Genomic DNA, 12,892 nt, shown 5'->3' with positions numbered 1-12,892 from the left:
GGCGGCCTTGTCCCACAGCCCGCGCCGGTCGGCGTGAAAGTAGGTATATCCGGTTGTCACCGCACAGATCGTCGTAGCAACCGCCAACATCTGAGTTCCGTTGACGAACAAGCTGATCGCTCCACCGGCGGCGGCGTAGGTGTTCTGGAACTGCTGGTTGGTGCGCAGCGTCAGACCCTCCAGGAACTTCGCCGGCATGTTGTCGCCGCCGAGGTCACTTGGTGTGCCGTTGCCGCAGTACACCCAGACGCGGGTGTTGTTGGCGACCAGCCGCGGAATCTGCACCATCGGGTCGTTGCGCTTCCAGGCGGGGTCGGTCGACGGTCCCCACATGCTGTTGGCGTTGTAACCGCCGGAGTCGTTCATGGCCAATCCGATCAACGTCGGCCACCAACCGTCGGAGGGGTTCAAGAAGCCTGACAGCGACGCGGCGTACGGGAACTCCTGGGGATAGTAGGACGCCAACACCAGCGCCGAGCCGCCCGACATCGAAAGCCCAACTGCCGCATTGCCGAACGGCGACACGCCCTTGTTCGCCTGCAGCCAGGTCGGCATCTCCCGGGTCAGGAACGATTCCCACTTGTAGGTATAATTCTGGCCGTTGCCCTGCGACGGTTGGTACCAGTCGCTGTAGAAACTGGACTGGCCGCCGACCGGCATGATCACCGACAGCCCGGACTGGTAGAACTCCTCGAAGGCCGGGGTGTTGATGTCCCAACCGCTGAAATCCTCTTGAGCGCGCAGACCGTCCAGCAGGTAGACCGCGTGCGGGCCGCCGCCCTGGAATTCGACCTTGATGTTGCGGCCCATCGACGGCGAGGGCACCTGCAGGTACTCCACCGGGAGGCCCGGCTTGGAAAATGCGGATGCCGTCGCCGAATCGCCCACGGCGCCGACCAAACCACACAACAGAGCAGCCCCCGCACCCGCGATAGCCAGCCGGCGCGACATGGTTGTCGCTGTGCCACACAGCTTTTCGACGAACTTCATGGCGTTAGCCCACCCCAACTTTCCTCTGCCGCTTGCGACGGTCGATTTCGTTCTGGGGCGAGTGAAACACAGAGGCCACGGGGGGTTGCATTGTCAACGCCGTCGCGCCACATCGCGGTTGGCTAACGATTGAGCCTCGGCGCAGAATCGACGCGGTTCGATAACGATTGGCTTGCAGCTCTATTGCGCCGCCTGGCCATGCGTCAGGGGATCCGCTACTGCGCGGTTCAGGCCACCAGGCGCCGGATAAGTGTTGAGGCCGTGGCGATTCCGAGCACCGGCGCCACCACCAGCACGGCGACGTCCATCGCGTGGAACGGGGTGCCGATCAGCAGTGCGCGCAACAAGTCGACCTCGTAGCTCAGCGGGTTGACCGTGCTCAGCGCGTGCAACCACCCTGGCATCACGTCGACCGGATACAGGGCATTCGACGCGAAGAACAGCGGCATGGTGATGGCTTGCCCAATGCCCATCAGACGATCGCGGTTGCGTACCAATCCGGCCAGTGTCATCGACAGGCAGGCGAAGAATGCGGCGCCCAGCATGACGACGGCCATCGCCGCAACAATCCGCAGCGGGTTGACCGTCAGGCCGACGTTCATCAGGTACGCCAGCACCAACACCCCGACGACCTGGGCGACCGAGCGCACCCCGGCCGCGAACGACTTGCCGGTGATCAGCGCCGAGGCGGGCGACGGTGTCACCATGAGTTTGGCCAAGACGCCGGCGTCGCGGTCCCAGATGATCTGTATGCCATAGAAGATGGAGATGAAAAGCGCCGACTGCGCGATGATTCCCGGCGCGAGGAAGGCCTGGTAGGACACCGGTCCGGTGTCGATCACGTGGAGGTGGCTGAACGTCGTCCCGAAGATCAACAGCCACAGCGCCGGTTGCACCATGCGGGTGATCAATTCGGTGCGGTCGTGCTGCAGCTTCTGCAGTTCCACGATCGAAAACGCGGCGATACGGCTCCACGTCGCGCCAATTCGCGCCATGCCGCGGGGGGCACGCACCAGTTGGACGTCGACGGTGGGCACTGCTCGGTCAACCGACATTGCGGGCAGCCCTTCTGCTGGAACGGATCTGGCGGATTCCGGAGGAGTCCGTTGATCCCGATGAGTCTTCGGACAGGCCTGATGCGGCGTAGTGGCGGAACACGTCCTCGAGGGTGGCGTCTGGTGAGACCGTCGACTTCAACTCATCGGGTGTTCCCACCGCCTGCAAGGCGCCGCGGTGCATCAGCGCGACACGGTCACACAACGCGTCGGCTTCTTCCATGTAGTGCGTGGTCAGTAGGACCGTCATGCCGTACTCGGCCTGCATCTTCTGTACCTGGTTCCAAACGCCGTCACGGGCGATCGGATCAAGCCCGACGGTCGGTTCGTCGAGTACCAGCAGCGACGGACGGTTGACCAGCGCCTGCGCCACCTCCAAGCGGCGCACCATGCCGCCGGAGTACGACGAAGCCAAGCGCTCGGCGACGTCGAGTAGATCCATCGCCGCCAACGCCTCGTTGACCCGCTCATCGCGGCAACTGCGCGGCACCCCGTACAGCCGGGCGAACCACTCGACGTTCTGCCGGCCCGTCAACGCCGTTTCGATCGAAAGCTGTTGCGGCACATAGCCGATGTTGCTACGGATGTCGATGGTCTCGCGGCGTGCGTCCAGGCCGAAGATGCGCAACTGACCTTGCTGCACCGGGGCCAGGGTGGTCAACACGCGTACGACGGTGGTCTTGCCCGCGCCGTTGGGGCCAAGCAAACCCATCGTCTCGCCCGGCCGGACCTGGAAAGTCACATCGTCCACGGCGGTGGACTGGCCGTAGCGGTAGGTCAGGTTCTGGCAGTCGATGGCCAGCATCGTGGGTGCGCTCATGTCGACCGTTCCTGCAGCATTCTGGTCATCTCTTCGAGGACCTCCAATCCTTTTGCCAATACCCCGAGTTGGCCCTCGTCAAGCTGTTCGAGCAGTTCGGATACCACCGCACGGCGTGCTGCGGCGGAGGCATCCATCACATGCTGGGCCGACTCGGTGAGCCGTAACCGGCCGACGCGGCGGTCAATGGCGTCATTGTGACGCTCTAGCAATCCCTCACTGACCAGGCGAGACACCATCGTGGACGCCGTATTGGGCTGCAACCCCAGCTCGTGGGCGGCCGCGCTCACCGAAAGTCCCGGTCGATAGGTGACCAGCCGCAACAACTCGGCATGGGATTCCGACAGGCGGCCCGCCGCGTAGCCGGTGCCTGCCGACCGCCGCAGATGGCGCCGGAATCTGCCGATGACACGGGTGACGTCGGCGGCCAGATCGGTGCGGGTTTCCACCCCACCCATAATAGCTCTGTAGCAGAACTATCTTTCTAGCTTGATGAGCTTCACGCTGGTCAATGCGCCTTTGTGGACCGTCGCGGTCATGTACGTGCAATGCGGTTGGCGGCGGCGATCCGTCGGCGACCCGGGGTTGAGCAACCGCAAGCCGGTGGCTGTGGTGGTATCCCACGGGATGTGGCTGTGGCCGAAGATCAAGACGTCGGTGTCGGGGTAAAGCCGCGACATGCGCGCCTCCCGGCCGGTGGTGGCGCCCGTCTCGTGCGTCACCGTGAACCGCAGCCCGTCCAGCGTCACGTCCGCGCGTTCAGGTAGCCGGGCCCGCAACTCGGGTCCGTCGTTGTTGCCCCAACACGCGACCAACCGGGCGGCCCTGGCTTCCAGCTGATCGAGTAGTTCGACGGCGACCCAGTCGCCGGCGTGGACGACGACATCGGCGCTGTCCACTTCGTCCCACACCTGTGGCGGTAGGTCTCGCGCCCGCTTGGGAACGTGCGTATCGGCAATCAGCAGCAACTGCACAGGTTCTATGCTTACCCGCGAACAGAGGAGAGAGCCATGCGCACCTTCGAATCAGTCGCCGATCTCGCCGCGGCGGCGGGCGAGACCATCGGGCAGAGCGACTGGGTGACCATCACCCAAGAAGACGTCAACAAGTTCGCCGATGCGACCGGGGACCACCAATGGATTCACGTCGACCCGGAACGCGCGGCCCAGGGTCCGTTCGGCAAGACCATTGCGCATGGCTTCATGACGTTGTCCTTGCTGCCCCGCCTGCAGCACGACATGTACACCGTCAAGGGCATCAAGCTGGCAATCAACTATGGCCTCAACAAGGTTCGTTTTCCGGCTCCCGTGCCGGTCGGCTCGCGGGTGCGGGCGCAGACTTCGCTGGTCAATGTCGAGGACGTCGGCAACGGGGCGGTACAGGCGACGGTCTCGACCACCGTCGAGGTGGAGGGCTCGCCCAAGCCGGCCTGCGTGGCCGAAAGCCTCGTTCGCTACGTCACCTAACCCCGCGAGACCTAACCCCCGCGAGCAGACGCAAAGTCGCACGCTTTGGGCCCGAATAGTGCGATTTTGTGTCTGCTCGCCGCAAAGGGGGGAGGGGGCCCGGGGAGGGGCGCTAGAACTCGGCGATGGCGTGCTCGAGGCGCGCGGCCAGGCGGGCCTCGGCCTCGGCTTTGCGGGTGGGGATGTGCTGGGACGGGAAAGGCGTTGTCACCGGCTGGTATTCACGCAGCGTGCGCCGAGCCACCGTCATCTTGTGCAACTCGGTCGCGCCGTCGGCGATGCCCAAAGACTGCGCGGCCACCATCATCTTGACGAACGGCATCTCGTCGGAGACACCGAGCGCCCCGTGTAGATGCATGGCCCGCTGCACCACGTCGTGCAGCACCTGAGGCATGGCGACCTTGACGGCCGCGATGTCGCGGCGCACCTTTTGATAGTCGTGGTGCTTATCGATCAACCAGGCGGTGCGCAGCACCAGCAGGCGGAACTGCTCGATCTGAATCCAGCTGTCGGCCACCTTCTCCTGGGTCATCTGGAAATCCGACAGGTGTCCGTGCCTGGTCTGACGTGACACCGCGCGCTCGCACATCATGTCGAAAGCCTTGCGAGCCAACGCGATCGTGCGCATCGCGTGATGAATGCGGCCACCGCCGAGTCGGGTCTGGGCGATCATGAACGCTTGCCCTTCACCGCCCAGGACATGGTCGGCCGGTACCCGCACCTCGTTGTAGCGGACATAGCCGTGACTGGCGCGCTTCGACGACTCCGCGCCCACGCCGACATTGCGCACGATCTCGATACCCGGTGTCTCGGCCGGAACGATGAACAGCGACATCTTCTCGTGCGTGCGGGCCTCGGCGTTGGTCACCGCCATCACTATGAAAAACGACGCGTGCTTGGCGTTGGTGGAGAACCACTTCTCGCCGTTGATGATCCAGTCCTCGCCGTCGCGGGTCGCGGACGTGACGAACAGGCCGGGGTCTGATCCGCCCTGCGGTTCGGTCATCGAGTAGCACGACGTGATCTCCCCGTCCAGCAGTGGCTGCAGATAGCGGGCCTTTTGCTCGTCGGTGCCGAACAGCGCCAGGATCTCCGCGTTCCCGGAATCCGGTGCCTGGCAACCGAATACCGACGGTGCCCACCGCGAGCGTCCCAGAATCTCGTTGAGCAGCGCCAGCTTTACCTGACCGAAGCCCTGCCCGCCGAGTTCCGGCCGTAAGTGCGCGGCCCACAACCCTTGATCCTTCACCTGTTGCTGCAGTGGGCGCAGCACCGCCATCATGTCGGCGTTCTTCTTGTCGTAGGGGTCGAGCGCCACCAGGTCCAGCGGTTCGAGTTCCTCGACCATGAATTTCTCGACCCAGTCCAGCTTGGCCTGATAGTCCGGATCTGTTTCGAAGTCCCACATCGTAGGCAACCGTTCCCCGGCGCACCGTCGCACCGGCATCGATGTTGAAGCCACACCATCCTAGATGCGGCCCGGGCGCTGGATCAGCGCGCGGAGGAAGGCGATTCAGGCGCCCTTGCCGCGGTGTCGATGACGCGCTGCGCAATGTCCACGAGTTTGGTCTGGTTCTCCTGCGACAACACGCGCAGCATCTCGAAAGCGCGCACTTCGTCGACGCTATAACGCTCCATGATGATGCCCTTGGCTTGACCGATGCGATCCCTGCTGGCCAGTGCCGACTGCATCTGCTCACTGTGACGCCCGGCCAAGATCGCCGCGGCAGCATGGGCGGCGAGCACGGCACCGATCGTCTCCGCTTCGACGTCCCAGGCGTTGTTGCGGGTGCTGAACAGATTCAGCGCGCCGGCGGTGCGGTCGGCGGTGTACAGCTTGAACGACAGGCTGCTGAGGATGCCGAGGTCAGCCGCGGCAGGCGCATAGCGGGGCCACCGGCCCTCGGTGCGCATGTCGTTGGACCGCACCACTGTTTCGCTCAGCGCGGCCTCTGCGCAAGGGCCTTCGCCGAAGTCGTGCTGCAGCTTGTCCAGCTTGGCGACCACCCCATCGGTGTCAGCGAGGGATTCGAACTCCCCGCCCTTCTTCACCAGCAGCACCCCGGCCACATCGACTGCCGGGATCAAGTCCACGGCCGCGTTGGTGACCTCGGCGAGGATGTCGTTGACCGCACGCGGGGCCGCCATGCTGCGCGCAAGTTCGGCCATGTGCTTAGCCAGGTCGTGCTTGCGGTCTGGATCATCCATAGGTCCGCATTGTGCCCGATGCCTGCCTACCGAACCAGGCCCACGGGTCTTCATCCAGGTTTAGCCGGCAACTTGACGGGTACACGGGCGCTCGAACCAGCCCAAAGTCTTAGCCCGTCAGGGAGGCGTCATGTTCATTCACAACAAAGACCTGCAATTCGAAGTCCGTGTCGACCGGCCAGATCCCAGGTTCGCGTCGCTGCTCATGGACCAATTCGGTGGCGCCAACGGCGAACTGACCGCCGCGCTGCAATATTTCACCCAGGCGTTCGTGCTGCGGCAGAAGAACCCGAAGATGTACGACCTGTTCATGGACATCGCCACCGAGGAGCTCAGCCACCTCGAAATGGTCGGATCGATGATCACCATGTTGCTCGACGGCCTCAACGACAACCTGCACATCGCCAATCAGCGGTGTGACTGGATGCCCGCGGTGGCCAGCGCCGACGGGCGCGACAGCATCATCAACTCGGTTGCGGTCAACCCGATGTTCTTGGTGCTCAGCGGCGGCGGGCCGGACGTCAAGGACTCCGCGGGTAACAACTGGACCGGCGCCTTCATCGACGCCAACGGCGACCCGACCGTCGACCTGCGCAACAACATCGCCGCGGAATCGCGCGCCAAGATCGTCTACGAATACCTCAAGCAGATGACCGACGACCCGGGTGTGCAGGACACGCTGACCTTCCTGATGACCCGTGAGGTCGCCCACTTCCAGCAATTCACTGCCGCGCTCAACGAGCTGCCGGTGAACTTCCCGCCCGGCCAGTTGCCCGGCGACGACCGGTTCCAGAACGTCGCCTTCAACATGTCCAACGGCGGTGGCGAGTCGATCCGTGGCCCGTGGAACGAAGGCCAGGGCCCGTGGCCCGAGGGCATGCAATGGCGGTATGTGGAGAAGCCCGAGCAGGAGTGGCTGGGCAGCGAAGCGCGCCAGAACAAGGGCGCCGAGCGGGCCCCCGACGGCTCGCCCGCTGTGCAGGGGGAAAAGCCCTTCACCCACGAGCAGCGGATTCCGACCAACTGACCTTGACACCAAGAAGGCCGGGCGTCGCGCAATCCGACGCCCGGCCTTTACGTTGGTTACTTGACCTGCGGGTCCGGCGGGTTGTCCTCGGAGCGCCCGGTTAAGGCGTCACGCACGTGGTCCATGACCGCCGCGCCCATCCCCATCGTCTTGAGCACCGCCGGATTGGGTGGGGTGGCCGGGTGCGGGCGGGTCGGCGCGACCTTCTTCGCCGCCTCCAGCTTTTCGCCGATCTTCTCCAGATCCTCGCGGCTGATCACCGCTTGCACCTGCGGCCACACCACGTCCTGTTCGTAAGCGATGTGTTCACGGCCGAGTTTGACGAATTCTTGGAGCGCTTCGTGGTAATCGGGCTCGCCGGGTTTGCCGTCTTCCAACCGCTGCAGCAGCTTCTTACCGGCCTGCTCCTGCTCGATGGCCTTGTCGGCCAATTCGTCACCATCATCGAGCGCATCGCGGACGGCGGGCCAGAAGAACTGTTCTTCGATGGCCTCGTGCTGCGACTCGGAGATGATCAAGTTGTTCACCACGGTCTCCAGACCGCTGGCTTCGGCGCCCGCCCCGGACGGCGCGCCGTCGAGCGTCTCGAACAATCCGAGCACGCTCTGATGGTCCTGGCGTAGAAAAGTGATTGCATCCATAACGTCCCCTTCCGATTGGGCTGCAGTCGGTGAGTGGGGTCCGCATACCCAGGCCGGAAGCGTTGAAACTGCCTGCGGAAGCGGCTGGCGCAGTCGTTTGGCCCGATGGCCCCGAGGGTAGCTGTACGCAATGGCGGCCGACGGCACGACGAAAGCAATTCTGGTTGCTTTTGGCGCCGACGCCGGGATTGCCGCCGCGAAGTTCGTCGGCTTCCTGATAACCGGCAGTTCGGCGATGCTGGCCGAGTCTCAGCACTCGCTGGCCGACAGTATCAACGAGCTGCTACTCATGGTCGGCAAGCGGCGAGCGCATCGAAGCCCAGATGCGTTGCACCAGTTCGGCTATGGACGCAGTCGATACTTCTATTCGTTTATCGTGGCGTTGACCGTCTTCGTCATCGGTTCGGTCGTCGCGCTATACGAGGGTTATCACAAACTCACCCACCCGGAGCCGCTGACCACACCGGCGGTGGCCATCGCCATCCTCGTGGTGGCGGCGGTCTTCGAGAGCATCAGCCTGCGCACCGCGGGCGCGCAATCGGCCAAGCTGAAGGGTTCGAGCAGCTGGTGGCAGTTCATCCGCAATTTCCGTACGCCTGAGCCGGCCGTGGTGTTGCTCGAAGACAGCGCGGCCGTTATCGGCGTGGCGCTAGCGTTCACGGGTGTGATTCTGACGACGATTACCCACAACCCGATGTGGGATGCGTTCAGCAGCCTGGGTATTGGCGCGCTGCTCGGTTGCGTGGCGTTCATCTTGATCTTCGAAACGCAGAGCCTGCTGATCGGCGAGGGCGCGACGGCCAAGCAGTTCACCATGATTCGCTCGGCGTTGGAGCAGACCCAGCACGTCAACGGCGTCAGTGACATGCGCACCCAGTACCTGGCGCCCGACGAACTGCTGGTCACCGCCAAGGTGGTGCTGGGTCCCGAGATCGACATCGGCGTCGCGGCCGACGCCATCCGAACCGCCGAGGCGCGGATCCGCGAAGCGGTGCCCATGGTGCGGGCCGTCTATTTGCAGCCAGATGTCGAGCAGCGCTGAGAGCGGGTCAGTGCAGCTTCGGGAAGACGTTGTTGCGATAGAAGTCGATCGCAGCTAGCGGATTGTCCTGGGCGAAGTGGATGAAGGGGACCGCTGCGGCGTCCAGCACTGCCTGTAGCGCGCTGATGTGCGGGCCAGGGTCGGTGCCGATGGTCCAGTTGCCCAGCACCTTGTCGATCGGGTTGGCGGACTCGGCGGCGCGCTGGATCTCCACCGGGTTGGGTTGATCGACCGCGCCCGCGGTGAATCGCCACATGGCGGCGCTGCGATTGGCCTGGTCGCGGTCACCCACGACGGCGTAGTACTCGGCGCGCTTGCCCAGCGTGGCCGGGTCACGTCCGGCGGCTTGGGCGCCTGCGGCGAAAGCGGCTTGCAGTTTGGGGTCTTTCAGGTCGCGGGTCTGGGTGATCCACCCGTCGCCGTACTGGCCGGCCAGCGTCGCACTCTTCGGACCCCCGGCGGCCACGAAAATCGGCGGGGGAGTGGTAGGCAAGTCATAGAGCTTCAGGGAGTTGGTCTGAAAGTACTTGCCAGTGAAGGAAATTCGCTCACCGCTCCACAGCTGGCGGATCAGTTGGATCGCTTCGACCAGCCGGTCGTGTCGCTCGGCGTAGTTGCCGTAGGTGTTGGTTGCGGCTTGCTCGTTGAGTCGCTCACCGGTGCCCACACCCAGAAACACCCGGCCGGGACTCAAGATCGCGAGCGACGCGAAGGCTTGGGCGACGGTGGCCGGGTGGTAGCGGTAGGTAGGGCAGGTCACCCCGGTGCCGAACGAAACCCGACTGGTGTTATTGCCTACCAGAGCCAGTGTCAGCCACGGGAACATCGAATGACCTTGGTTGTCCTGCCAGGGCTGCAAGTGGTCACTGGCCCACACATACTGAAATCCGGCTTGCTCGGCGGCCTTGGCTTGGGCCACCAATTCATCGGTGCGGAATTGCTCGTGCGCCAACACAAAGCCAACGCCTTTGACCGGTGCCGGTGCCGGTGCCGGGCTGGCGGGCGCACCGCGCTCGCTGCCGGCGTGGCAACCGGCGGCCACCCCGCCAGCGCCGAGCACACCCGCTCCGGCGGCCATGCGCCCGAACGCCCGTCTGGAGAAGTCGGCCATTGATCCGGAGTACCCGCCGCCGCGAAACCTGCCACACGAGTGCCCGGACTAGCCTGATCGACATGGCCCCGCAGACCCGCCCGGCACAGAAGGCAGATGTCCGGGAATTGTCCCGCACCTTGGCCCGCGCGTTCTACGACGATCCCGTCATGATGTGGATCCTGCCCGACGACAATGCGCGACTGAAGCAGTTGTCGCGGTTGTTCGCCACAATCACGCGCCACCAGTACCTGGCCGCCGGCGGTGTGGAAGTGGCCTGCCAGGGGTCGGCGATCGGGGCGGCGGCACTGTGGGCGCCGCCGCACAAGTGGAAAGAGACCCCCTGGCAGCAGCTGGCGCAAACCCCGGCGTTCCTGCGGATATTCGGGGTGCGGGCCGGTCAGGCCCGGGCGGTGCAGGACATGATGAAGCGCGAGCACCCGGAAGAGCCGCACTGGTACCTGGCCGCCATCGGCAGTGATCCGACGGTGCGCGGTCGAGGCTTCGGGCAGGTGCTGATGCGCTCGCGGCTGGACCGGTGCGACGCCGAATACGCGCCGGCTTACCTGGAATCAAGCAAACCCGAAAATGTGCCCTACTACGAACGTTTCGGCTTCACGGTGACCCGTGAGATGCCGCTGCCCAATGGCGGGCCGCCGCTGTGGGCGATGTGGCGAAACCCTCGCTGAGCGCAGGAGCCGCGATAGGTTTGGTGCGTGCGGTTCGAGAACAAGATTGCGTTCATCACCGGCGGCGCCATCGGACTGGGCCGGGCGTTCGCCCGGGCGCTGGCCGAGGAAGGAGCCAGTGTCGCGCTCGCCGACATCGACGCCGAGGGCGCCCGCCGCACCGCGGCGGATCTGCAGGCTGACGGTGCCCGAGCCTGGGCGATGCGGTGTGACGTGGCCGACGAGGCGCAGGTGGACGCCGCCGTCGCGGCAACAGTCGAGAGATTCGGCGGAATCGACATCCTGATCAACAACGCGGGCCGGCATTTGATGAAGTACAGCCGGCCATTCGGTGCGCTGTCGCGTGCCGATGTGCGAGGTCTGTTCGACGTCAACGTCATGGGCGTGGTCAATTGCACTCTGGCATGCCGGGATTCGATGCGCGACCGCGGCGGCGGTGTGGTGCTGAACATGGCGTCATCGGCCGGATTCATGAGCAACACCGCGTACGGGGTTTCCAAGCTCGCGGTGCGGGGGCTGACCGTCGCCTTCGCCACCGAACTGTCGGCCGACCTCATTCGCGTCAACGGCATCGCGCCGGGCCTGACCAACACCGAAAGCGCCCTGGCCGACGTGCCGCGGTCGCTGGTCGACGACTTCGTGCACGAGCTGCAGCTGGTGCACCGGATCTGCACCATGGACGACGTCGTCGCGGCCATGCTCTATCTGTGCTCGGATCAAGCGTCGTTCATCACCGGCGAGACGCTGAAGGTTTGCGGCGGCTACCCACTGACGGTGTGAGCGTTTAGCTACCGGAGACAGAGGGCAATCGTTGGCCCATGACTAGTGGCGACCTAGTGGATCCCGCCGACTTCCCCGAAGAGGGTGGCCCCGGAGACACGCTGAATGCAGAAGAGTCGACCGATTCCGACGAGTTGCACAACGACGACGGGGACATTGTCGTCGACCCGCCGGAGGGCTGGAGCGAGGCCGACAAATTCGGCATGACGGCGCGGGAAGCCCGAGAGGGCGAACCCCTCGACAGCCGGCTCGCCGCCGAAGAACCGGACGTGCCGCCCAGCGACGATCTGAACGCCGACCCCGATGACGCGCTGCCCGGGCGTGCGCACCGAGGACAGGTCTCGGGTGCCCCCGAAGACGGCGACTCGCTGTACGAAGTCGTCGACGAGCAAGTCGAGTAGCGACTAAGGCCGGCTTTTCCAGCCGGCCACACCAACGGCGATCATCCGAAGTTGTTTGACGGCGATGCGTCGAATTTCTTCTCGCGCTTCGGCGCTCTGCGAGTCCTCGATGGCTTCGGCGATGACGATCATCGCGTTGACGAACAACGTGGCCAACACGTTGAGGTCTTCGGTGCTCCACTCGTTGAGTCCCGGGAATCGGGCCAAGTCGGTAGCAAGTTCGGAGGTGATGAGCCGGATTTCGGTGCGAATGGCATAGCGCAGGACCGAGAGTCCGCTGTTACGTTCCCGGCCGATGAGGCGCCAATGTTCTCGGCGTTCGGCGACACTGGCCACCAGGATCTCGACGGATGATTCGATCACCCGGTTTGGGTCGAGCTTGCCGGCGCGCGCGCCGCGCAGGGTGTCGCGCAAGTGGCGAAAGGACTCGTCGATCAAAACCAGCCCCAGGGCTTCCATCGACTCGAAGTGACGGTAGAAGGCCGCAGGGACGATGCCCGCTTCGCGGGTCACCTCGCGCAGACTCAGGCCGCTGAAGCTGCGGTCCTGAAGCAGCTTGAGTGCCGCGGCGATGATGGCCCGGCGGGTGGCCTCCTTGCGCTCGCCCCGAGACGGGCTGTCGCGGTCACGGTCTCGGCCCGACCGCCGAGACTGTGGTGTAGGAGTACGACCGTTCACTATGT

At 64.7% G+C, this 12,892-nt stretch carries 16 protein-coding genes; 6 read left to right on the top strand and 10 right to left on the bottom strand.

All coding sequences use genetic code 11. The annotated features are described in order from the left end of the window. The 5 genes from A9W95_RS06850 to A9W95_RS06830 all read right to left on the bottom strand — a co-directional run. On the bottom strand, positions 1–990 hold a 990-nt coding region (locus A9W95_RS06850; protein ID WP_082982941.1), incomplete at its 3' end, for an esterase family protein. A 227-nt stretch (positions 991–1,217) separates the two neighbouring features. After that, positions 1,218–2,045, bottom strand: coding sequence for an ABC transporter permease (locus A9W95_RS06845; RefSeq protein ID WP_067410027.1), 828 nt, complete (start codon positions 2,043–2,045; stop codon positions 1,218–1,220). Continuing rightward, on the bottom strand, positions 2,035–2,865 hold the full coding sequence (locus tag A9W95_RS06840; protein WP_067410024.1) for an ATP-binding cassette domain-containing protein: 831 nt from the start codon (positions 2,863–2,865) through the stop codon (positions 2,035–2,037). Before A9W95_RS06840 ends, A9W95_RS06845 begins: the two co-directional genes overlap by 11 nt. Then, positions 2,862–3,323, bottom strand: coding sequence for a MarR family winged helix-turn-helix transcriptional regulator (locus A9W95_RS06835; protein WP_067410017.1), 462 nt, complete (start codon positions 3,321–3,323; stop codon positions 2,862–2,864). Before A9W95_RS06835 ends, A9W95_RS06840 begins: the two co-directional genes overlap by 4 nt. Positions 3,324–3,341: 18 nt before the next feature. Then, entirely contained in the window at positions 3,342–3,839 is a 498-nt protein-coding gene (locus A9W95_RS06830) for a metallophosphoesterase (RefSeq protein ID WP_067410015.1), read from the bottom strand. Between the two features lie 36 nt (positions 3,840–3,875). Between A9W95_RS06830 and A9W95_RS06825 the strand changes: the two genes are divergently transcribed. Then, positions 3,876–4,331, top strand: coding sequence for a MaoC family dehydratase (locus A9W95_RS06825; RefSeq protein ID WP_067410013.1), 456 nt, complete (start codon positions 3,876–3,878; stop codon positions 4,329–4,331). 112 nt (positions 4,332–4,443) lie between these two features. Here A9W95_RS06825 and A9W95_RS06820 read toward each other — a convergent pair whose 3' ends face one another. Beyond that, entirely contained in the window at positions 4,444–5,739 is a 1,296-nt protein-coding gene (locus tag A9W95_RS06820) for an acyl-CoA dehydrogenase family protein (RefSeq protein ID WP_067410011.1), read from the bottom strand. Between the two features lie 83 nt (positions 5,740–5,822). Further along, positions 5,823–6,539 carry a GAF and ANTAR domain-containing protein gene (locus tag A9W95_RS06815; RefSeq protein WP_067410009.1) on the bottom strand — a complete coding sequence of 239 codons (717 nt, stop codon included), beginning with the start codon at positions 6,537–6,539 and terminating at the stop codon, positions 5,823–5,825. 130 nt (positions 6,540–6,669) lie between these two features. Here A9W95_RS06815 and A9W95_RS06810 point away from each other — a divergent pair, with 130 nt between their 5' ends. Then, on the top strand, positions 6,670–7,566 hold the full coding sequence (locus A9W95_RS06810; protein WP_067410007.1) for a manganese catalase family protein: 897 nt from the start codon (positions 6,670–6,672) through the stop codon (positions 7,564–7,566). A gap of 56 nt (positions 7,567–7,622) precedes the next feature. Here A9W95_RS06810 and A9W95_RS06805 read toward each other — a convergent pair whose 3' ends face one another. Further along, positions 7,623–8,207 carry a hemerythrin domain-containing protein gene (locus tag A9W95_RS06805; RefSeq protein ID WP_067410005.1) on the bottom strand — a complete coding sequence of 195 codons (585 nt, stop codon included), beginning with the start codon at positions 8,205–8,207 and terminating at the stop codon, positions 7,623–7,625. 130 nt (positions 8,208–8,337) lie between these two features. Between A9W95_RS06805 and A9W95_RS06800 the strand changes: the two genes are divergently transcribed. Continuing rightward, positions 8,338–9,249 carry a cation diffusion facilitator family transporter gene (locus A9W95_RS06800; RefSeq protein ID WP_067409997.1) on the top strand — a complete coding sequence of 304 codons (912 nt, stop codon included), beginning with the start codon at positions 8,338–8,340 and terminating at the stop codon, positions 9,247–9,249. A gap of 7 nt (positions 9,250–9,256) precedes the next feature. Here A9W95_RS06800 and A9W95_RS06795 read toward each other — a convergent pair whose 3' ends face one another. Beyond that, entirely contained in the window at positions 9,257–10,360 is a 1,104-nt protein-coding gene (locus A9W95_RS06795) for a F420-dependent hydroxymycolic acid dehydrogenase (protein WP_067409994.1), read from the bottom strand. A 62-nt stretch (positions 10,361–10,422) separates the two neighbouring features. On the opposite strand from A9W95_RS06795, the gene A9W95_RS06790 reads away from it, so the two are divergent. Genes A9W95_RS06790 through A9W95_RS06780 form a run of 3 tightly spaced genes read left to right on the top strand, consistent with a single transcriptional unit; the run spans position 10,423 to position 12,209 of the window. Beyond that, positions 10,423–11,028 carry a GNAT family N-acetyltransferase gene (locus A9W95_RS06790; protein ID WP_067409992.1) on the top strand — a complete coding sequence of 202 codons (606 nt, stop codon included), beginning with the start codon at positions 10,423–10,425 and terminating at the stop codon, positions 11,026–11,028. Between the two features lie 27 nt (positions 11,029–11,055). Then, positions 11,056–11,808: an SDR family NAD(P)-dependent oxidoreductase gene (locus A9W95_RS06785; RefSeq protein ID WP_067409990.1), complete on the top strand. Its 753-nt coding sequence runs from the start codon at positions 11,056–11,058 to the stop codon at positions 11,806–11,808. A 38-nt stretch (positions 11,809–11,846) separates the two neighbouring features. Further along, the gene (locus tag A9W95_RS06780; protein ID WP_067409988.1) at positions 11,847–12,209 is read left to right on the top strand and encodes a hypothetical protein; all 363 of its coding nucleotides are present in this window, start codon (positions 11,847–11,849) and stop codon (positions 12,207–12,209) included. Between the two features lie 3 nt (positions 12,210–12,212). On the opposite strand, the gene A9W95_RS06775 is transcribed toward A9W95_RS06780, so the two are convergent. Next, positions 12,213–12,887 carry a TetR family transcriptional regulator gene (locus tag A9W95_RS06775; RefSeq protein WP_067409986.1) on the bottom strand — a complete coding sequence of 225 codons (675 nt, stop codon included), beginning with the start codon at positions 12,885–12,887 and terminating at the stop codon, positions 12,213–12,215. Between the last annotated feature and the right edge of the window lie 5 nt (positions 12,888–12,892).

Source organism: Mycobacterium sp. 1423905.2 (assembly GCF_001673155.1).
GTDB lineage: Bacteria > Actinomycetota > Actinomycetes > Mycobacteriales > Mycobacteriaceae > Mycobacterium.
The sequence above is the reverse complement of the archived record's forward strand: the minus strand, read 5'-3'. Positions and strand labels throughout refer to the sequence as shown.

Excerpts from the sequence above, each read along its gene's own strand:
- A9W95_RS06800 (WP_067409997.1), top strand. The coding sequence starts at position 8,338 with ATGGCGGCCGACGGCACGACGAAAGCAATTCTGGTTGCTTTTGGCGCC.
- A9W95_RS06805 (WP_067410005.1), bottom strand. The coding sequence starts at position 8,207 with ATGGATGCAATCACTTTTCTACGCCAGGACCATCAGAGCGTGCTCGGA.
- A9W95_RS06780 (WP_067409988.1), top strand. The coding sequence starts at position 11,847 with ATGACTAGTGGCGACCTAGTGGATCCCGCCGACTTCCCCGAAGAGGGT.
- A9W95_RS06790 (WP_067409992.1), top strand. The coding sequence starts at position 10,423 with ATGGCCCCGCAGACCCGCCCGGCACAGAAGGCAGATGTCCGGGAATTG.
- A9W95_RS06810 (WP_067410007.1), top strand. The coding sequence starts at position 6,670 with ATGTTCATTCACAACAAAGACCTGCAATTCGAAGTCCGTGTCGACCGG.
- A9W95_RS06815 (WP_067410009.1), bottom strand. The coding sequence starts at position 6,539 with ATGGATGATCCAGACCGCAAGCACGACCTGGCTAAGCACATGGCCGAA.
- A9W95_RS06840 (WP_067410024.1), bottom strand. The coding sequence starts at position 2,865 with ATGAGCGCACCCACGATGCTGGCCATCGACTGCCAGAACCTGACCTAC.
- A9W95_RS06845 (WP_067410027.1), bottom strand. The coding sequence starts at position 2,045 with ATGTCGGTTGACCGAGCAGTGCCCACCGTCGACGTCCAACTGGTGCGT.
- A9W95_RS06825 (WP_067410013.1), top strand. The coding sequence starts at position 3,876 with ATGCGCACCTTCGAATCAGTCGCCGATCTCGCCGCGGCGGCGGGCGAG.
- A9W95_RS06820 (WP_067410011.1), bottom strand. The coding sequence starts at position 5,739 with ATGTGGGACTTCGAAACAGATCCGGACTATCAGGCCAAGCTGGACTGG.
- A9W95_RS06795 (WP_067409994.1), bottom strand. The coding sequence starts at position 10,360 with ATGGCCGACTTCTCCAGACGGGCGTTCGGGCGCATGGCCGCCGGAGCG.
- A9W95_RS06835 (WP_067410017.1), bottom strand. The coding sequence starts at position 3,323 with ATGGGTGGGGTGGAAACCCGCACCGATCTGGCCGCCGACGTCACCCGT.